A 16,689-nucleotide genomic window follows, 5' to 3' on the forward strand; every position below is an offset into this window, starting at 1 on the left:
TACCTGGAATTTACTAACTAGTCAGAAGAAAAGCAATGCTCCGGGAACGGTTCTCCCCAGCCCCGTCCGCACTGTCGGCCACGCGCGACGTCCTTACCGGAACCGTCCTCCCCTCCCCGTCCGGACAGTGAGGTCGCGATCCGCATGCCCCGCCCCTTCGCCCCCGTTTCCCGCGGAGCCTCCCCGACTTCCGCGGCCTCCGCACGACCGCCCAGGTGTGGTGCGCGTCCCACCGTCCTGGCTGTTCGGCGGCTGAGTGGAGCGGTCTCCGGCGTCTTCCGGAGCTCAGAGCAGTTGGATGGCCAGCGATCCGGCGAGCAGCAGGAGCAGACCGGTGATCCGCGGGGTGTTCATGGGGCGTCGGGGCATCCGGAGCAGCCCGTAGTGGTCGACAGCGGCGGAGGTGAGCTGCTGGCCGGGCACGGTGAGGGCGACTGTGACGGCGGCCCCGATGACCGGAATGGCCAGGAAGGTGCCGGTGACGTATCCGGCGGCGCATGCCGCGCCGAGCCAGCCCCACCACGGCATGCCTCGGAGCGGAGCGAACCGTGGGCGCGGGGTGCGGTTGGTGGCACGCAGCACGAACAGCACGACGGCGATGGTGAGGGTGGCCACCGTGAAACTGACGAGCGCGACGGCGAGCGGCTCGCCGAGGTCCTCCCGCAGTCCGGCGTTGACCGCCCCCTGGACCGGCAGCACGGCGCCCGCCAGGAAGCCCAGCGTGATCCACCCGACGCGGCTCAGCCGGAAACCGGGCTCCGCCGTGTCCGGGGCGGGTACGGCGGCGCGCCGCTGGGCCCGGATGATGACGACGATGCCTGCCAGGACCGCGACGGAGCCGAGGACCATACCCGCGTCGAGCGCCTCGCGTTCCACTCCCAGCAGTCCGAACAGGTCGAGGCCGAGCGAGGCGAACATCTGGCCCGTGACGAACAGTCCGACGGAGGCCACCGCGCCCAGACGCGGAAACAGCAGGATGCTGCAGGTGATGTAGAAGGGGCTGGCCAGACCGCCGAGGAGGTGCCACCCCGTGGCTTCGGGCAGGCGTCCCAGCGCGCCCAGAGACCCCACGACCAGGGCGAGGAGCGCGAGCAGTCCAGTTGCGAGCGCCAGTTGGATCGTCGACGCCCCGTAGGGCGTGCCGACAGCCTTGTTGAGCTGGAGGTTCATCGAGGCCTGAACGGCCAGCAGACAACCGACCAGCAGCGCCACGGCGAGGAAGGCGGTGTACATGGCTCTCCCGGGCCAACCTAATCGGACATAGTGTCCACTTAAACTAGTCTTCCAGGGAACAAGCGGTCAATATGTCCATTTAATGTGCGGCGAAAGATAGGGTGTCGTTCATGAACGATGGCGACGAGTCGAGCCACCCGAACCCGCTGGACCTCCGGTCCGCCGACGGCTCTTCGACCGGCGAGCCGTCAACGCCTCCCCGCAGGCCCCGGCGTCGCACCAGAGAACGCGCCGACGCGGCGCACAACCGGGAACGGATCCTGGCCGCCGCCGAGCGCCTGTTCGCCACAGCCGATCCCCGCACGGTCACCATGGGACAGTTGGCCGAGGCCGCCGGCGTGGGCCGGGCCACCCTCTACCGCCGCTTCCCCACTCCTGCCGACGTCGCGGTGGCACTCCTGGACGAGCACGAACGCCGCCTCCAGGAGGCGATGCTGCACGGCCCTCCACCGCTCGGTCCCGGCGCTCCGCCCGCCGAACGGCTGGCCGCCTTCTACACCGCGGCCGTCGACCTGTTGGAACGCCACCTGCCGCTGGCTCTGGGCGCGGAGACCGGAGCGCGGCGGTTCGCCACCGGCGCCTACGGTTTCTGGCGTGCCCACGTGCACACCCTGCTCGTGGCGGCGGGGACGCCCGACCCCGACGTGCTCGTCGACGTGCTGCTCACCCCGCTCGACCCGGAGCTGTACCGCCACCAGCGCCACACCGTGGGCCTGCCGCGCGACCGGATCACCCGCTCCCTGGGCTGGCTGGCCCGCCGTGCCCTCGAAGGCCCCGGATGATCCGACGCCCGGGGGCGCGAAGACACCGGAAGCTGGCGCTTCCACGGGAGCCGTCGTGGGACGGGAGTTCGAGACGGTGAGATTTCACCCCGGAACCCACCAAGATCGTCACTTTTTGGCATGCCGCAGGATAGAGTTTGAGTAGGCCCGGTAAGCACCGACCCCACCCTCCTCCCACCCCGGAGGATGTTGCTGCCGTGTGCCCTCCTGTCGCCTGAGCACTCCGGACCCCGTCGTGGACACCATCCCCGGCGGGCGATCGGGCAAGCCAACCGATCGCGTCCGAGCCGCGCACCCGCCCCCACCGCGCCCGCCCCGGCGACCCGGACGAACCTTCCCGCGGACCGGGACCTCGGGACCACCCCTGCCCCGGCTCCGTTCGTGTCGTGTCCGTCCACCCCTCCCGGCCGGCCGCGCCCCGGCCCCGGCCGGACACCCTCCGTGGCAGCACCGCCGCGGAGGGCTCCCAGCCCGCCCGCAGCACGCCCTTTCCTACGGCGTCCCCCCGTCGAAGGCTTGTGACCGTGTACCACCTCATTCCCTCCGAGGACCTGCGACTCGCCCGCGAGGAGTTCCCCCACTACGAGATCTGCGTGCTCCACGACGACGCCGGAATCCCGGAGGTGACCGCCGTCCTCAAACCCCCCTACCAGGGCATCGGGCTGGCCGTCCTGGTGTGTGCCGCCACCGTCTCCGAACTGGTCCACACGCTGCGCACCGCGCCCAAGTCCCGGCTGCCCCGCCGCAACCCGAACCGCCGCTACTGGCCCCGCCCCTGGGAGCTGCGTCCCCGTCCGCACTGACCCGTCCCCCGGTCGGCCGCCCCCGGACCCCGTGCATACGGCGGGGCCCACGGGGTAGTCGGGCGCCGCCCGAGCAGCACGGGAGGGAGGCCCCATGACCGGGAGCGCCGGAGGAGCGGAACGGACCTTCACGAGCACGGGACGGGGACGCCCCGAACGGCCCCCCAACATCCTGTTCATCCTCGCCGACGACCTGGGCTGGGCCGATCTGGGCTGCTACGGTTCGACGGCCATCCGCACCCCCAACCTCGACCGGCTCGCCGCCCGGGGAGTGCGCTTCACCCACGGCTACGCGGGATCGCCGTGGTGCTCCTCCACCCGGATCAGCCTGTACACCGGGCGTTTCCCCGGGCGGCTGCAGGCGGGACTGGAGGAGCCGCTCACCACCCACGCCCCGGGCAACGGCATCCCCGCCGACCACCCCACCCTGGCGTCGCTGCTCACCGAAGCCGGGTACGCCACCGCGATGTTCGGCAAGTGGCACTGCGGATGGCTGCCCTGGTACAGCCCGCTCCGCTCCGGCTTCGGCACCTTCTTCGGCAACCTCGACGGCGCCATCGACTACTTCGAGCACGTCAACACCATCGGCGAACCCGACCTGTACGAGGGGGAGACCCCGGTCGAGCAGGCGGGCTACTACACGTCGCTGCTGTCCGAACGCGCCGCCGCCTACATCGCCGACCACCGCGACGGCCCGTTCTACGTGCAGCTCAACTACACCGCGCCGCACTGGCCGTGGGAGGGCCCCGAGGACCGCGCGGTCGGGCGGGAGATCCGCCGCCGCTACCGGCAGGACCGCGAGAACTCGCCGCTGATGCACCTGGACGGCGGCTCCCTGGCCAAGTACGCCGAACTCGTCGAGGCCCTGGACGAGGGCGTCGGGCGGGTGCTGGCCGCACTGGAGGACGCCGGGGCCGCCGAGCACACCATCACCCTGTTCACCTCCGACAACGGCGGTGAGCGGTGGTCGAAGAACTGGCCGTTCGTGGGAGAGAAGGGCGACCTCACCGAGGGCGGCATCCGGGTGCCGCTGATCCTGTCCTGGCCCGCCGCGGTGGCCGGGAACCAGGCGAGCGACCGGCCCGTCATCACCATGGACTGGACGGCGACCCTGCTCGCCGCGGCCGGGACCGCCCCCCACCCCGACTGGCCGCTGGACGGGGTGGACCTGCTCCCCTGGCTGGTGGACGGGGCGGACTTCCCCGACCACGACCTGTTCTGGCGCACCTCCAACCAGGGGGCGCTGCGGCGGGGCCGGTTCAAGTACCTGCGCGACGGACGCGACCGCGCCGTGCTGGGCAACTGGCCGCGCCGTTTCGGCGACTACCACCTGCTGTACGACGTGACGGTGGACGGCCGGGAGCGGGCCGACATCGCCGAGCACCACCCCGACGTGCTCGCCGAACTGCGGGCGGCGTGGGAGCGCACCGCGGCCGGCCTGCTGCCCGTCCCGCCCGCCCATCCGGGCCGGCCGCGTCCTCCCGAAGGCGGCCCCGTCGTCAGCGCACCCGACTGATGGGCTTCCTCACCGCCCTGGGGGAGACGGCGGTCGTGGCCTTCTCCGTCTCGTCCATGCTCTCGGCGGGCCTGGCCAACCCGCTGCGGGAACTGCTCGGCCGCCTCCGCAACGTCCGCGGGGTGCTGCGCGTCCTGGCCGCCAACTTCGTCGCGGTGCCGCTGCTGGGCCTCCTCGTCGTCCGGCTGGTGCCGCTGGAACCGCCGGCGGAGACGGGGCTGCTGCTGGTGGCCGCGGCGGCCGGGGCGCCGTTCCAGGTCAAGCTGACCGAACTGGCCGAGGGGGACCTCGGGTTCAGCACGACCCTGCTGGTGGTGCTGCTCCCGGCCACCGTCGTCCTCATGCCGGCCACGGTCCCCCTGCTCACCCCCGGGGCCGAGGTCTCCGCGGGGGCCGTCGCCCTGCCGCTCCTGCTGACGATGCTGCTGCCGTTGGCCGTCGGCCTGCTCGCCGGGACGTGGCGGCCGCGGTGGAGGCGGCTGCGGCCGCTCCTGGGCCGGATCTCGACGGTCGCGCTGCTGGCGCTGGTGGCGGCCACGGTCCTGGCGAACCTCCGCGCACTCCTCGGCCTGGTCGTGGAGGGCACACTGCTCGCCTCACTCCTCCTGGTCGTCGGCGCGTTCGCCGTCGGCTACGCCACGGGCGGCCTGCGGCCCGACGTCCGCTCGGCCCTCGCACTGGGCACGGCGCAGCGCAACATCGTGGCGGCGACGGTCGTGGCCACGCAGAGCTTCGGCGACCCCCGCGTCACGCTCATGGTGGTCGCCACGTCGCTGGTGACGCTCGCCGTCCTCTTCCCCGCCGCGGCGGTGCTGCGCAGGACCGGCAGCCGCGTCCCGGGGCCCCGGGGCCGTTTACGCGGCGGAGGGTCGGGCTAGCGGTGCCCCGACCGTTCGATGAGGAGGAGAAGCATGGCCGAGACGACCGCGACACCGGTGACGCGTTCACTGATCGCTCCGGCACGGTACGTCCAGGGGCGCGGAGTGCTCGCCGACCTCGGCTCCTACGTCGCGCCGATCGGGTCCGCCCCGCTGGTCCTGACCGACGCCGTGGTACGGCGGATGACCGAGGCCACGGTCACCGAGTCGTTCCGGCGGGCGGGACTGCCGGTGCGGTTCGAGGAGTTCGGCGGGACTCCCACCGCGGCCGAGGCGCGGCGGGTCGCCGAGACCGTCGCCGAGCACGGCTGCGACGTGGTCGTCGGCCTGGGCGGCGGCGCGACCATCGACACCGCCAAGGCCGCCGGGGACGAGGCGGGCGTCCGCTGGGTGAGCGTGCCGACCGTGGCCTCCACCGACGCGCCCACGTCGGCGCTGTCGGTCGTCTACACCGAGGAGGGCGCGTTCGAGTCGTACCGGTTCTACACGCGCAACCCCGACCTCGTGCTCGTCGACACCCAGCTCGTCGCCGACGCACCGGTGCGGTTCCTGGTCTCCGGCATCGGGGACGCGCTCGCCACCTGGATCGAGGCCCGCGCGGCACAGCGCGCCAGCGGCCCGACGATGGCCGGCGGACTGGCCACGCACGCCGGGATCGCGCTGGCCCGGCTGTCCTGGGACGTCCTGTGGGAGAACGCGCTGCCCGCGGTCGAGGCGGTGCGGCGGAACCTGGTCACCCCCGCCGTGGAGGCGGTGGTGGAGGCGAACACGCTGCTGTCCGGCATGGGTTTCGAGTCGGGCGGCCTGGCGGCGGCGCACGCGATCCACGACGGGCTGACCGCCGTCCCGCACACGCACCACCTGGCGCACGGCGAGAAGGTGAACATCGGGTCGATCACCCAGCTCGTCCTGGAGGCGGCGCCCAGCGCGGAGATCCGCGAGTTCGTCGAGTTCACCGCCCGCCTGGGGCTGCCCACCACGCTCACCGAGGCGGGGCTGGGCGACGTCGACGAGGAGGTGCTGCGCACGGTGGTGGAGGCCGCGACCGCGCCGGAGGAGACCATCCACAACCTGCCGTTCCCGGTGGTGGCCGAGGACGTCCTGGACGCGTTGACGTCGGTGGAGGCCCTGGGGCGGTCGGTGCGCGCCGAGGCCGGCCTGCCCGAGCCGCAGGCTCCGGAGCAGCACCGGGTGAAGGTTCCGACCGCCCGCATGGCCTGAGAGCGCGACACTTCCGACGTGGGGGCCCGCGGCCGTGGGCCCCCACGTCGGAAGCAGGGCCCGGCCGGGGTCAGGGACGCAGGACGACCGGGAACTCCTTGAGGCTGTTGACGATCACCGACGGGTTGGGCACCAGTTCGGAGTCGGCCACCGCCAGCCTCATGTCGGGGAAGCGCTCGAACAGCATGGGCAGCGCGACCTGCGCCTCCAGGCGGGCCAGCGGCGCCCCGGGGCACACGTGCGGGCCGTAGCCGAAGGAGATGTGGCGGCCGGCCGACCGGGTGATGTCGAAGACCTCGGGGTCCTCCCCGTGGTGGGCCGGGTCGCGGCCGATCGCGCCGTAGGAGATCATCACCGAGTCGCCCGCGGCGATGGTCACGCCGCCGTACTCGATGTCCTCGGTGGCGAAGCGGAAGATGAAGTTGGTGGTGGGCGGGTCCCAGCGCAGCGACTCCTCCACCGCCGCCTCCCAGGTGGCCTTGCCCGCGCGCAGCAGCTCCAGCTGGTCGGGGTGGCGCAGCAGGGCGCGCACCGTGTTGGTGAGCAGGTTGACGGTGGTCTCGTGCCCGGCCGCCACCACGATCTGGAGCGTGCCCAGCACCTCCTCGTCCGTCAGGGAGTCGCCGTCGGCGTCGGCCTGGAGCAGCGCGGTGGTGAGGTCGTCGCCGGGGTTGGCCTTCTTCTTCGCCATCAGGTCGAGGTAGAAGTTGACCAGCGCGTCGCGGGTGGCGACGAAGTCCTCGGGCGCGGTGACGGAGCTGAAGAACTTGTCGTAGAGGCCGCGCAGCTGTCCGTGGGCCGCCTCCTCCACCCCGTACAGTTCGCCGATGACGCTCATCGGCAGCTTGAAGGAGAACTCGCTCTTGAGGTCCTGCACCTGGTCGGCGCGTTCCTCCAGGGCGTCCAGCAGCTCCGCGGTGATCTCGCGGATGCGGGGCCGCAGCTGCTCCACCCGGCGGGGGGTGAACGCCTGGGCGGTGAGGGCCCGCAGCCGCTTGTGGTCGGCGCCGTCGGCGCCCAGCAGGTTGGTCGGGGTCGGGGGGATGACGCTGAGCAGCGGCCAGGTCGGGGAGATCTCACCGCGGTTGAAGGCTCCCCAGTGCGCCATGTTCTTGGACAGCCGGGAGTCGGTGAGCAGCTCGCGGGCGGCCTGGTGGTGGGTGACGGACCAGGTCCGCACGCCGCCGGGCAGCTCCACCCAGGCGATGGGGCCGGCCTCGTGGAGGCGTTCGCGTTCACCTTCCAGGTCGGAAACGTAGGGATCGAGGACGATCGGGGTGTCGGTGGGCGAAGTCATCATTGACCTCCAGTGGGGGGTACGGGGGTGAAGACGACCGGAAGCGCGACGAGGCCGCGCATCCAGGGGGAGGGGCGCCAGCGCAGTTCGTCGACCCCGACGGCGAGTTCCACGTCGGGCAACCGGTCCAGCAGCACCTCGACGCCGGCGGTGACGATGATCTCGGCGAGTTCCTGGGCGGGGTAGGGGCAGCGGTGATCGCCGTGGGAGAACGACAGGTAGGCCTGGTTCCCCCGGCCCGTGGGGGCGTCGGGGTCGGGGTTGATCCGCGGGTCGCTGTTGGCTCCGGCCAGGCCGAGCAGCAGCAGGTCCCCGGCGCGGATGAGCTGTCCGCCCAGCTCGATGTCGTGGACGGCGTAGCGGCCCAGGTAGTTCTGGGTGGGGGTGTCCTCCCAGAGCACCTCGGTGAGCGCCTCGCGCACACTGCGCCGCGCCCCCGTCAGCGACGCCGCGAACCGGTCGTCGGTGAGCATCAGGCGCAGGGTGTTGCCGAGCCACTCGGTGGTGGGCTGGTGTCCCCCGCCCAGCACCACCACCAGGTCGGGGATGAGCTCCTCGTCGCGGAGGGCGGCGGGGTGGCCGATCATCCGGGACACCACGTCGGCGCCGGGCCGTTTCCGGCGGGCCGCCACCAGCTCCCCCATGGTCTTCAGCAGGAACTGCTGGGCCCGCACCGCGTCGGGTCCGCTGTCGATCATGGTGGTCATGGCGTCGGCGAGGACTTCGGCGTGTTCCCGGTCGAGTCCGTACAGCCGTCCCAGCACCACGGCGGGCAGCCGCGCGGCGTAGTCGGCGCGCAGGTCGGCCTTTGTCGCGGTGCAGAACCCGTCGATCAGCCGGTCGGCGGCCTGCACCGCGTACTGGCGGACCTCGTGCTGGTCGGCTCCGGCGAGCGCGTCGCCGATGGCGGCGGCCCGGCGGCGGTGCTCCTCGCCCTCGGAGTAGAGGACGGTGGGGGTGCGCATCACCATGGGCCGCAGCGGCCAGTCCTCGGGGACCCGGTCCCAGGCGTTCCACCGCCGGGAGCTGCGGGCGAACACCTCCGGGTGGCTGAGCACGTGGTGCAGTTCCCGGTAGCCGATGACCAGCCAGGCGGGGATGTCGCCGTCCAGCAGTACCGGGGCGACCGGACCGTACTGGGCGCGCATCTGCCGGTACAGTTCGGCGGGCCTGGTCTGGAACCGGGGCCCGTACAGGCGGAAGGCGGCGGGGCGGTCGCCGGCCGCGTCGTACCGCGTGCTCATCGGACGACCTCCTGCGCGGTGGCGGCCATCACGTGCTGGACCAGGGTGACCAGCACCCGTTTGACCGACTCGCGGTCGCGGGCGTCGCAGCCCACCAGGGGCACCGAGGGGTCCAGGTCGAGGGCCGTGCGGATCTGGTCGAGGGTGTGGGGGCTGCCGAAGTCGTTGTGGGCGACGACGAAGGGGGTGCCCTGCGCTTCCAGCCGGTCGATGGAGTACCAGGAGTCCTCCAGGCGCCGGGCGTCGACCAGCACGACCGCGCCGAGCGCCCCGGTGAACAGCCGGTCCCACAGGAACCAGAAGCGCTCCTGCCCGGGGGCTCCGAACAGGTACAGCACGAACGTCTCGTCGACGGTGATGCGGCCGAAGTCGAAGGCCACGGTCGTCGTGCTCTTTCCGGGGACGCCGTGGAGACTGTCCACCCCGGCTCCCGCCTGGGTCATCGTCTCCTCGGTGTTGAGGGGGCGGATCTCGCTGACCGCGCGCACCAGGGTGGTCTTGCCGACGCCGAATCCGCCGACGACGACGATCTTCAGCCCGTGGGCGGCTGTGGCGGGCAGCGCTGTCGAATCAGAGGTTGTGGAGTGCAACGAGGACCTTCTCCAGCACGGCCGGGGAAACGGAGGCCGTCGCGGGGTCCGCGGCGGCGGGGTGGCGGGCGGTGGCGTGTCCGGCGTCGAGCAGGTCGGTCAGCAGGATGCGGACCACGGTGACGGGCAGTTCGAGCCGGGCGGCGATCTCCACGACCGCCGTGGGACGCCGGCACATCCGCAGGATGCGGACGTGCTCGGACTGCATTCCGGGGAGCGGGTCGGACTCGGCGACGATCAGTGTCACCGCGTCGAGCGCCTCGTCCCCGCCCCGGCTGCGTCCGGAGGTGATGACGTAGAGGCGGTCGGGTCCTTCCCGGTCGATGGCTCTGCTCATGCTCGGCCGGAAAGCGGTTCGGCGGTGCGGGCTCCGACGCTGAGGTGCTCGCCGATCTGTTCGACGAGCTCGTTCATGTTGTGTCCGGTGAGCCCGGGATCGGCCTCCTCTCCGGCGATGACCGCCAGGTGCGCGCCCGCGCCCGCCTCGACGATGAACAGCAGCCCTCCGTAGAACTCGGCCATGGCCTGGCGGACGCCGCCGGCCCCGTCGCCGAACTCCATGGACGCGCCGTGCGCGAGGCTCTGCATGCCCGCCGCGATGGCCGCCAGGTGGTCGGCCTGGTCGGTGCCGAGACCGGCGGTGTGGCACAGCTTCAGGCCGTCGCGGGAGAGCACGAGGGCGTGGCGGGTGCCGGGGGTGCGTTCCAGCAGCTTCTCCAGGAGCCAGCTGAGCTTGGCGAGATCCATCAGGATTCGTCCTCCTGCGTCCGGTTAGGGGTCGTCTTGCGTACCGCGGCACGGAAAGCCCCGAAGCCCTCCGCGGGGGTGGCCGGCGTGCGCCGGGCGGGCGGCGTCGGTGTCTGTTGTCTGCGTTGGGCCGCCGCGAGGGTCTGTCCGCGGCGGCGCATCGGCAGGCCGCTGTCGCTGTGGACGGCGGGCTGCGCGGCGGACTCGGGAGGCGCGGTCCCCTCGGAGGGGGCGGGGCTGGGACCGGGGACGGGGCGGCGCCGGGCCGGCTCCCGGCGCGGTCGGGCCTGCGGAGCGTTCGGCGCGACGGGTTCGGCGGGTTTGAGGATGCGCTGCGGCAGCAGGAGGACCGCGGCGGTGCCGCCCCGGGAGGAGGGCCGGTAGGAGACCGACAGGCCGTACTTGCGGGCGAGGCTGCCGACCACGGCCAGGCCGAGCCGGGTTCCGGAGAGGTTGGCCAGGTCGCCGCCGTTGGCGACGGCCTCACGGGCGCGGCGCAGGGCCTCCTCGCTCATGACGAGTCCGCCGTCCTCGACGATGAGTGCGGCGCCGGCCTGCACCTCCTCGACGTAGACGTGGACCTCGGAGGTGGGCGGGGAGAACTTGGCCGCGTTGTCGAGGAGCTCGGCGAGGGCGTGGATGACGCCCTCGGCCGCGTACCCGGCGACGGCGAGGGTGGACGCCGAGTGGCAGCGCACCCGCTGGTAGTCGCCGATGCGCGCCATCGCGCCGCGCAGGATGCTCTCCATGGGGATGGGGCGGGTCCAGCGCCGTCCGCTGCGGGCCCCGGTGAGCACCGCGATGCTGTCGGCGACGCGTCCCGCCTGGGCCGTGCTGTGGTCCAGGCGCATCAGGTCGCCCAGGATGTCGACGCCGGGGGTTCCGTTGCCGTGGCGCTGCTGCATCTCGCGCAGGTCGGCGGCCATCGCGGTGGTGATGGCCTGGACCCGCCCGGCCGCGGTGGCGCACGCGGCCATCGCGGCGACGCGTTGGCGTTCGCTGCGCGCGATCTCGGTGGCGACGGTCTCCAGCACGGTGCGGTGGACGGAGTCGACGGTCTGGTCGACGCCGTCGAGGGAGGTGGCCGCGGAGGAGCCGGAGCGCACCCGCCGCACCACGGCGGGAACGGCCTCGTCGACGAGTCGCCGCGCGTCGGCGGCGATCCGGTCGGCGCGGGCCGCCGCGCGGTCGGCCCGTACCGCCTGGTGGCGCACGACCGCTCCGAAGGTGATCAGCAGGGCGACGGAGGCTCCGCCCGCCAGCAGCAGGGGCAGCCGGTCGGAGGAGGGGACACTCCACGCGGCCCAGGCCCATCCCGCGACCACGAGGGCCACGGAGGCCGAGAGAAGGGGGACACCCAGCGGCGTTGCACCCGCTTTGGGTCGGGCAGTTTTCGGAGAAGTCATTGTGGTCCGCGTTCAGGCACGTCACTGAAATGTGGGGAAGGGGGTCAGCAACGGTTGACGCCGCCATCCTTCGGAGACCAAAAAATATGGATTCATTGTCATGAAATGGACTCCGAGAGAGGATCGCCCTCCCGTCCCGATTCCATGACTTTTCGGCCTTCGGGACGCCTCACCGCCACTGCGGCAGCATAGCCGAGCCCACAGCGCCCCCAAAGCTCTCACAACGTGAATTATTGGTGGTTGAATATCCAATCAACCGACACACCCCGATTGCACCGCATTGAACAGCAGAAATGGCACCTATCGCCGATACGGGATCCGGCCTTCCTTTCTTCGCCGCCATTCATCCCATCATCCGCCCATTCGGGGTGCCCACCCGCACACCGACCCGGCCCCGCGTGATCCCGCCGAATCCCCGGATCGTCATCGGCCACCCGCGACGACCGGGGAATCCTCCCGGCAGCCGGGGCCGGCCGTCCGCTTCCGGCCACGGCCGGGACCCGCCGCCCCGGCGCGGCTATTCTGGCGGGGACCACGCACCGACTCCCTGGACGACATGGCGAACTGTCCTATCTGCGGCGAGCAGGACCGCTCCGCCCGGCTCTCCGCGATCGTGCGCTCCGGAACCGCCACCACGACCGGGCACGGGACGACCCAGACCTCCGGAACCGCCGCGATTCCCGCCCCGACCAGCTTTCTCGGCCCCTCGGCCCACCACGCGACGGTCGACTCGGTCAGCCACCACAGCTTCCACGCGACCCACACGACGAGACTGGCCGAGCAGCTGCAGTTCCCCTACGTGCGCCCGCCCAGCCAGGCGGCGCCCACGATCGGCCTCCTCGCCCTGTTCCTCCCCATCCTCGTCACCGTCGAGCCGGCACTCGTGTGGATCGGGGCGTTCCTCCTCTTCTTCGCCTGGCTGTGGAGCGTCACCGACCTCCCCTCTGGGGTGGTCATCCTTCTCTTCCTGTTCGCCGTGGGCTTCTCCGTGCTCATCCTGGGCTTCCTGCTGTCCCTGCCCGTGGACTCCGAGTCGGTCGAGGTCCTGCTCACCGCCCTGCTCTGCGTCGCCTGCGCGGCCTCCGGTGCGGCGCTGGTCGTGTCCGGCCGCCGCGAGCAGCGGCACTACGTCCAGGTCGTCCGGCCGGCCCAGGAGCGCGCCTGGACGGTCTGGAGCCGCCTCCACTACTGCTTCCGGGACGACGCGCTGTTCGACCCGGCCACCGGGGCGGTCGGGAGCGTCCGCGCCCTGCCCGCCCTGCTCGCGCAGGGCGGGCAGGGCCTGCTCCCGCCGCGCTGACCCGGGCCGGGACCCCGCCGCCCGCTCTACCGGCGCAGTTCGGGGAACTGGTCGTCGCGCCACTCCCCCGGGACCGCACCGGCCGCTCCGTCGGCGAACTCCTCCTCACGCCGCCGCAGTTCCACCCGGCGGATCTTGCCGGAGACCGTCTTGGGCAGCTCCGCGAACTCCAGTCGGCGCACCCGCTGGAACGGCGCGAGGTTCTCCCGGGCGTGGCGCAGGATCGACAGCGCGGTCTCCCGCGTCGGCTCGTGCCCGGGCGCCAGCGACACGTACGCCTTGGGCACCGCCAGCCGCACCGGGTCGGGAGCGGGCACCACCGCCGCCTCCGCCACCGCCGGGTGCTCGATGAGCACGCTCTCCAGCTCGAACGGGCTGATCTTGTAGTCGGAGGCCTTGAACACGTCGTCGGTGCGTCCGATGTAGGTGATGAAGCCGTCCGCGTCCCGCCGGGCGACGTCGCCGGTGTGGTACCAGCCGCCCTCCATCGCCTCGGCGTTGCGTTCGGGATCGTCCTGGTACCCGGTCATCAGCATCGCCGGACGCGCGGACAGGTCGAGGCAGATCTCGCCCTCCTCGGCGGGCCGTCCGCTCCGGGGGTCGACGAGCACCACCGGGCAGCCGGGCAGGGGACGGCCCATCGACCCGGGCCTGACCGGGGAGCCGGGGGCGTTGCCGACGACGGCGGTCATCTCGGTCTGCCCGTAGCCGTCGCGCAGGGTCAGTCCCCAGGCCCGGCGCACCTGCTCGATCACCTCGGGGTTGAGCGGCTCGCCCGCGGCGACGACCTCCCGCAGCCGGCCCGGGCCGCCCGACAGGTCGGCGTTGATGAGCATCCGCCACACGGTCGGCGGCGCGCAGAAGGTGGTGACCCCCGCCCGGCGGATCTGCTCCAGCAGCGCGGCGGCGTCGAACCGGGAGTAGTTGTGGACGAAGACGGTGGCCTCGGCGATCCAGGGCGCGAAGAAGCAGCTCCACGCGTGCTTGGCCCAGCCCGGCGAGCTGATGTTGAGGTGGACGTCGCCGGGGCGCAGCCCCAGCCAGTACATCGTCGTCAGGTGGCCGAGCGGGTAGGAGGCCTGGGTGTGCCGCACCAGTTTGGGGCGGCTGGTGGTACCGGAGGTGAAGTACAGCAGCAGCGGGTCGTCGGGCGCGGTCTCCGGGTGCTTCACCTTCGGTTCGGCGATCGCGCGGGCGGCGCGGTAGTCGGCCCAGCCGGCCACGTCGCCGTCCACCACGATCCGGCCGTAGTCGCCGGGCACCTCGGCGAACTTCGCCGTGTTCGCGGCGGAGGTGACGACGTGGCGGGCGCCGCCGCGGGTCACCCGGTCCACCAGGTCGGCCGGGCCCAGGGCGGTGGTGGTCGGCATGATCACCGCGCCGAGTTTCATCACCGCCAGCATCGTCTCCCACAGTTCCACCTGGTTGCCGAGCATGAGCAGCACCCGGTCGCCGCGGGCCACGCCCTGCTCGGCCAGCCAGGCGGCGACCTGGTCGGACCGGTGGACCATGTCGGCGAAGGTGTACTTCGCCTCGCTGCCGTCCTCCTCGACGATCCACAGCGCCGTGGCGTCGTTGTCCCGCGCGTAGCTGTCGAACCAGTCGACCGCCCAGTTGAACCTGGGGCCCAGGTCGGGCCAGCGGAACGTCTCGACGGCGGTTCGGTGGTCGCCGGACAGCCGCAGCAGGGTGTCGCGGGCCCGGCGGTAACTCTCGGTGGCGGAACCGGTGGTCACGTCTCCCCCTCGGTGCTCTGCTCTCGACGGAGGCCGTGCCGCGGGGTCCCCGTCCCCGCGGCACGGCCGTTCCTGCCTCTCGGGGGCATCCTGTTCCGGGAGCGAACCGGGGCACCACCCCCGAAATGGGGTAACGTGATCCGCACCACTGTCGCGATGACCCATCGGGAGTGTGGACCGTGACGACCCCGCCCGGCCGACGTGTCCCCGACCCCGCTCCGCTGCTCGCCCGCGCCCTGCGGGACCTGCGCCGGGAGACCGGTCTGCCCGTCGCCTTCGGCGGTCCGGTGACCCGGGACGGCCGGGGCTTCGTCATCGAGCAGCTCAACGGGACCCGCACGAGGTCGCTGCTGAGCCTGCGGGTCCAGACGGGGGCGGGGCTGGGCGGCCGGGCGCTGGCGCTGGCCCGCCCGTGGGTGGTCGACGACTACTTCGCCGCCGAGGAGATCACGCACGTCTACGACCACGCGGTCGCCCCCGAGCACCTGCGTTCGATCGTCGCGGCCCCGGTAAGGGTCGACGGGGTGACGCGGGCCGTGCTGTACGCGGCGAGCAGGCGGACCGTGGACTTCGGGGACCGGGTGCTGGCGGCCGTGGCCTCTGTGGTGCGGCGGGCGGAGCGGGACTTCGCGGTGGAGGAGGAGGTGCAGCGCAGGCTGGCCGTCGCGCTGTCCGCCGCGCCCCCCGCCGACCGGGGCGCGGCCGCTCCGGACGCCGCGGAACTGGACGAGCTGCTGGCGGAGCTGTCGGACATCGCCGAGACGGTCCGCGACGAGGGGGCGCGGCTCCGCCTGGTCGAGGTGTGCCGCCGCGCGCGGTCGTTGTCGCGGGGCCGGTCGCCCGCGGCCCCGCCCGCCGTGCCCGGGGCTCCGGCGGTCCGGTTGTCGCCGCGGGAGCTCGACGTCCTGGCGGAGGTGGCGGTGGGCCGCACCAACGACGAGGTCGCCGCGGCGCTGGGGCTGCTGCCCAACACGGTGAAGTCGTACCTGAAGAGCGCGATGCGCAAGCTCGGCGCGTCCAACCGGGTGCAGGCGGTCCACCGCGCCCGTACGGCCGGGCTCCTCGACCGCTGACCCGGACCACTCACCGGCCCGCCCCCGGGCGGGCCCTCAGCGGCCGAGGTCGGCCAGCTCCTCGCGGGCCCGCAGCAGCGACGGGCCGTACCAGGTGAGCAGCCGTCCGCTGACCAGCGCGGTCGGGGCGCGGCGGAACGCCTCGGGACCGTCGTCGGCGGTGAAGGCGTAGGGCTCGTCGGGCAGCAGCACCAGGTCGACGTCGTCGCGGTCGATCTCGTCGAGCGCGACCCTCGGATAGCGGTCGGGGTGGGCGGCGAAGACGTTGGCCAGTCCCAGGCGGCGGGCCAGGTCGCCGGTGAACGTCGCGGAGCCCACCACCATCCACGGGTCGCGCCACACCGGGATCGCGACGTGTGCCCGCGCCGCGGGCACCGGCCGCGACCAGGCGCGGCGCGCCTCGGTCAGCCAGGAGGGCACCGGCCAGCGCAGCCCCTCGGCGAACAGCCGCGCCAGGGAGTCCAGCGCCTGCGGCACCGTCTCGATGACGGTCACCCACACCGGGACGCCCGCCTCGCGCAGCCGGCGCACGTCCAGTTCCCGGTTCTCCTCCTTGTTGGCCACGACGAGGTCGGGGCCCAGCGCGGCCACGGCGGCGCGGTCCGGGTTCTTGGTGCCGCGCACCCGGGCCACGTCCAGGTCGGCGGGGTGCGTGCACCAGTCCGTGGCGCCGACCAGCGCCTCGCGCCGGGTGTGCGCGATCGCCTCGGTCAGCGAGGGCACCAGGGACACCACGCGCCGCGCCGGACCGGCCACGGGCACGGGATGCCCCATGTCGTCGCGGGCCACCTCACCACCGCCTCTCCTGGACGACGTCCGTCCCGGCGGCCGACCCCTCCCCCGGCCGCCGGGCGTGCGGGGCC

16 protein-coding genes are annotated in these 16,689 nt (G+C 72.9%); 7 read left to right on the top strand and 9 right to left on the bottom strand.

Annotated features, from left to right (window positions below):
* Positions 1–285 precede the first annotated feature (285 nt).
* Positions 286–1,233: a DMT family transporter gene (locus FOF52_RS15040; RefSeq protein WP_248590591.1), complete on the bottom strand. Its 948-nt coding sequence runs from the start codon at positions 1,231–1,233 to the stop codon at positions 286–288.
* Positions 1,234–1,343: 110 nt separating this feature from the next.
* On the opposite strand from FOF52_RS15040, the gene FOF52_RS15045 reads away from it, so the two are divergent.
* From FOF52_RS15045 to FOF52_RS15065, 5 genes are all read left to right on the top strand, one after another.
* Positions 1,344–2,015, top strand: coding sequence for a TetR/AcrR family transcriptional regulator (locus FOF52_RS15045; RefSeq protein WP_248590592.1), 672 nt, complete (start codon positions 1,344–1,346; stop codon positions 2,013–2,015).
* Between the two features lie 524 nt (positions 2,016–2,539).
* Positions 2,540–2,818: a hypothetical protein gene (locus FOF52_RS15050; protein ID WP_248590593.1), complete on the top strand. Its 279-nt coding sequence runs from the start codon at positions 2,540–2,542 to the stop codon at positions 2,816–2,818.
* A 94-nt stretch (positions 2,819–2,912) separates the two neighbouring features.
* A complete protein-coding gene (locus FOF52_RS15055) occupies positions 2,913–4,334 on the top strand; it encodes a sulfatase-like hydrolase/transferase (protein WP_248590594.1) in 1,422 nt (473 codons plus the stop codon).
* Complete coding sequence (locus FOF52_RS15060; RefSeq protein WP_248590595.1) at positions 4,334–5,212, top strand: bile acid:sodium symporter; 879 nt, start codon at positions 4,334–4,336, stop codon at positions 5,210–5,212. Before FOF52_RS15055 ends, FOF52_RS15060 begins: the two co-directional genes overlap by 1 nt.
* Before the next feature lie 33 nt (positions 5,213–5,245).
* The gene (locus FOF52_RS15065; RefSeq protein ID WP_248590596.1) at positions 5,246–6,433 is read left to right on the top strand and encodes a glycerol dehydrogenase; all 1,188 of its coding nucleotides are present in this window, start codon (positions 5,246–5,248) and stop codon (positions 6,431–6,433) included.
* A 70-nt stretch (positions 6,434–6,503) separates the two neighbouring features.
* Here the strand turns inward: FOF52_RS15065 and FOF52_RS15070 are convergent, their stop codons facing one another.
* The 6 genes from FOF52_RS15070 to FOF52_RS15095 are packed head-to-tail and all read right to left on the bottom strand — an operon-like array spanning position 6,504 to position 11,717.
* Entirely contained in the window at positions 6,504–7,730 is a 1,227-nt protein-coding gene (locus FOF52_RS15070; RefSeq protein WP_248593876.1) for a cytochrome P450 family protein, read from the bottom strand.
* Positions 7,730–8,974: a cytochrome P450 gene (locus FOF52_RS15075; RefSeq protein ID WP_248590597.1), complete on the bottom strand. Its 1,245-nt coding sequence runs from the start codon at positions 8,972–8,974 to the stop codon at positions 7,730–7,732. Before FOF52_RS15075 ends, FOF52_RS15070 begins: the two co-directional genes overlap by 1 nt.
* Positions 8,971–9,564, bottom strand: coding sequence for a GTP-binding protein (locus FOF52_RS15080; protein WP_248590598.1), 594 nt, complete (start codon positions 9,562–9,564; stop codon positions 8,971–8,973). Before FOF52_RS15080 ends, FOF52_RS15075 begins: the two co-directional genes overlap by 4 nt.
* Entirely contained in the window at positions 9,545–9,901 is a 357-nt protein-coding gene (locus FOF52_RS15085; RefSeq protein WP_248590599.1) for a DUF742 domain-containing protein, read from the bottom strand. Before FOF52_RS15085 ends, FOF52_RS15080 begins: the two co-directional genes overlap by 20 nt.
* A complete protein-coding gene (locus FOF52_RS15090; RefSeq protein WP_248590600.1) occupies positions 9,898–10,311 on the bottom strand; it encodes a roadblock/LC7 domain-containing protein in 414 nt (137 codons plus the stop codon). The genes FOF52_RS15085 and FOF52_RS15090 overlap by 4 nt, the downstream gene beginning before the upstream one ends.
* Positions 10,311–11,717 (bottom strand): sensor histidine kinase, encoded by a 1,407-nt coding sequence (locus FOF52_RS15095; protein ID WP_248590601.1) that lies wholly within the window; start codon positions 11,715–11,717, stop codon positions 10,311–10,313. The genes FOF52_RS15090 and FOF52_RS15095 overlap by 1 nt, the downstream gene beginning before the upstream one ends.
* Positions 11,718–12,273: 556 nt before the next feature.
* Between FOF52_RS15095 and FOF52_RS15100 the strand changes: the two genes are divergently transcribed.
* Positions 12,274–13,017 (top strand): hypothetical protein, encoded by a 744-nt coding sequence (locus tag FOF52_RS15100; RefSeq protein ID WP_248590602.1) that lies wholly within the window; start codon positions 12,274–12,276, stop codon positions 13,015–13,017.
* A 26-nt stretch (positions 13,018–13,043) separates the two neighbouring features.
* Here FOF52_RS15100 and FOF52_RS15105 read toward each other — a convergent pair whose 3' ends face one another.
* Positions 13,044–14,753, bottom strand: coding sequence for an AMP-binding protein (locus tag FOF52_RS15105; protein WP_248590603.1), 1,710 nt, complete (start codon positions 14,751–14,753; stop codon positions 13,044–13,046).
* A 179-nt stretch (positions 14,754–14,932) separates the two neighbouring features.
* Between FOF52_RS15105 and FOF52_RS15110 the strand changes: the two genes are divergently transcribed.
* Positions 14,933–15,826, top strand: a complete 894-nt coding sequence (locus FOF52_RS15110; protein WP_248590604.1) for a LuxR C-terminal-related transcriptional regulator — start codon at positions 14,933–14,935, stop codon at positions 15,824–15,826.
* Between the two features lie 36 nt (positions 15,827–15,862).
* Here FOF52_RS15110 and FOF52_RS15115 read toward each other — a convergent pair whose 3' ends face one another.
* On the bottom strand, positions 15,863–16,615 hold the full coding sequence (locus FOF52_RS15115; protein WP_248590605.1) for a helical backbone metal receptor: 753 nt from the start codon (positions 16,613–16,615) through the stop codon (positions 15,863–15,865).
* Positions 16,616–16,689 lie beyond the last annotated feature (74 nt).

Origin of the sequence: Thermobifida alba (assembly GCF_023208015.1) — a bacterium.
GTDB classification, from domain to species: Bacteria; Actinomycetota; Actinomycetes; order Streptosporangiales; family Streptosporangiaceae; genus Thermobifida; species Thermobifida alba.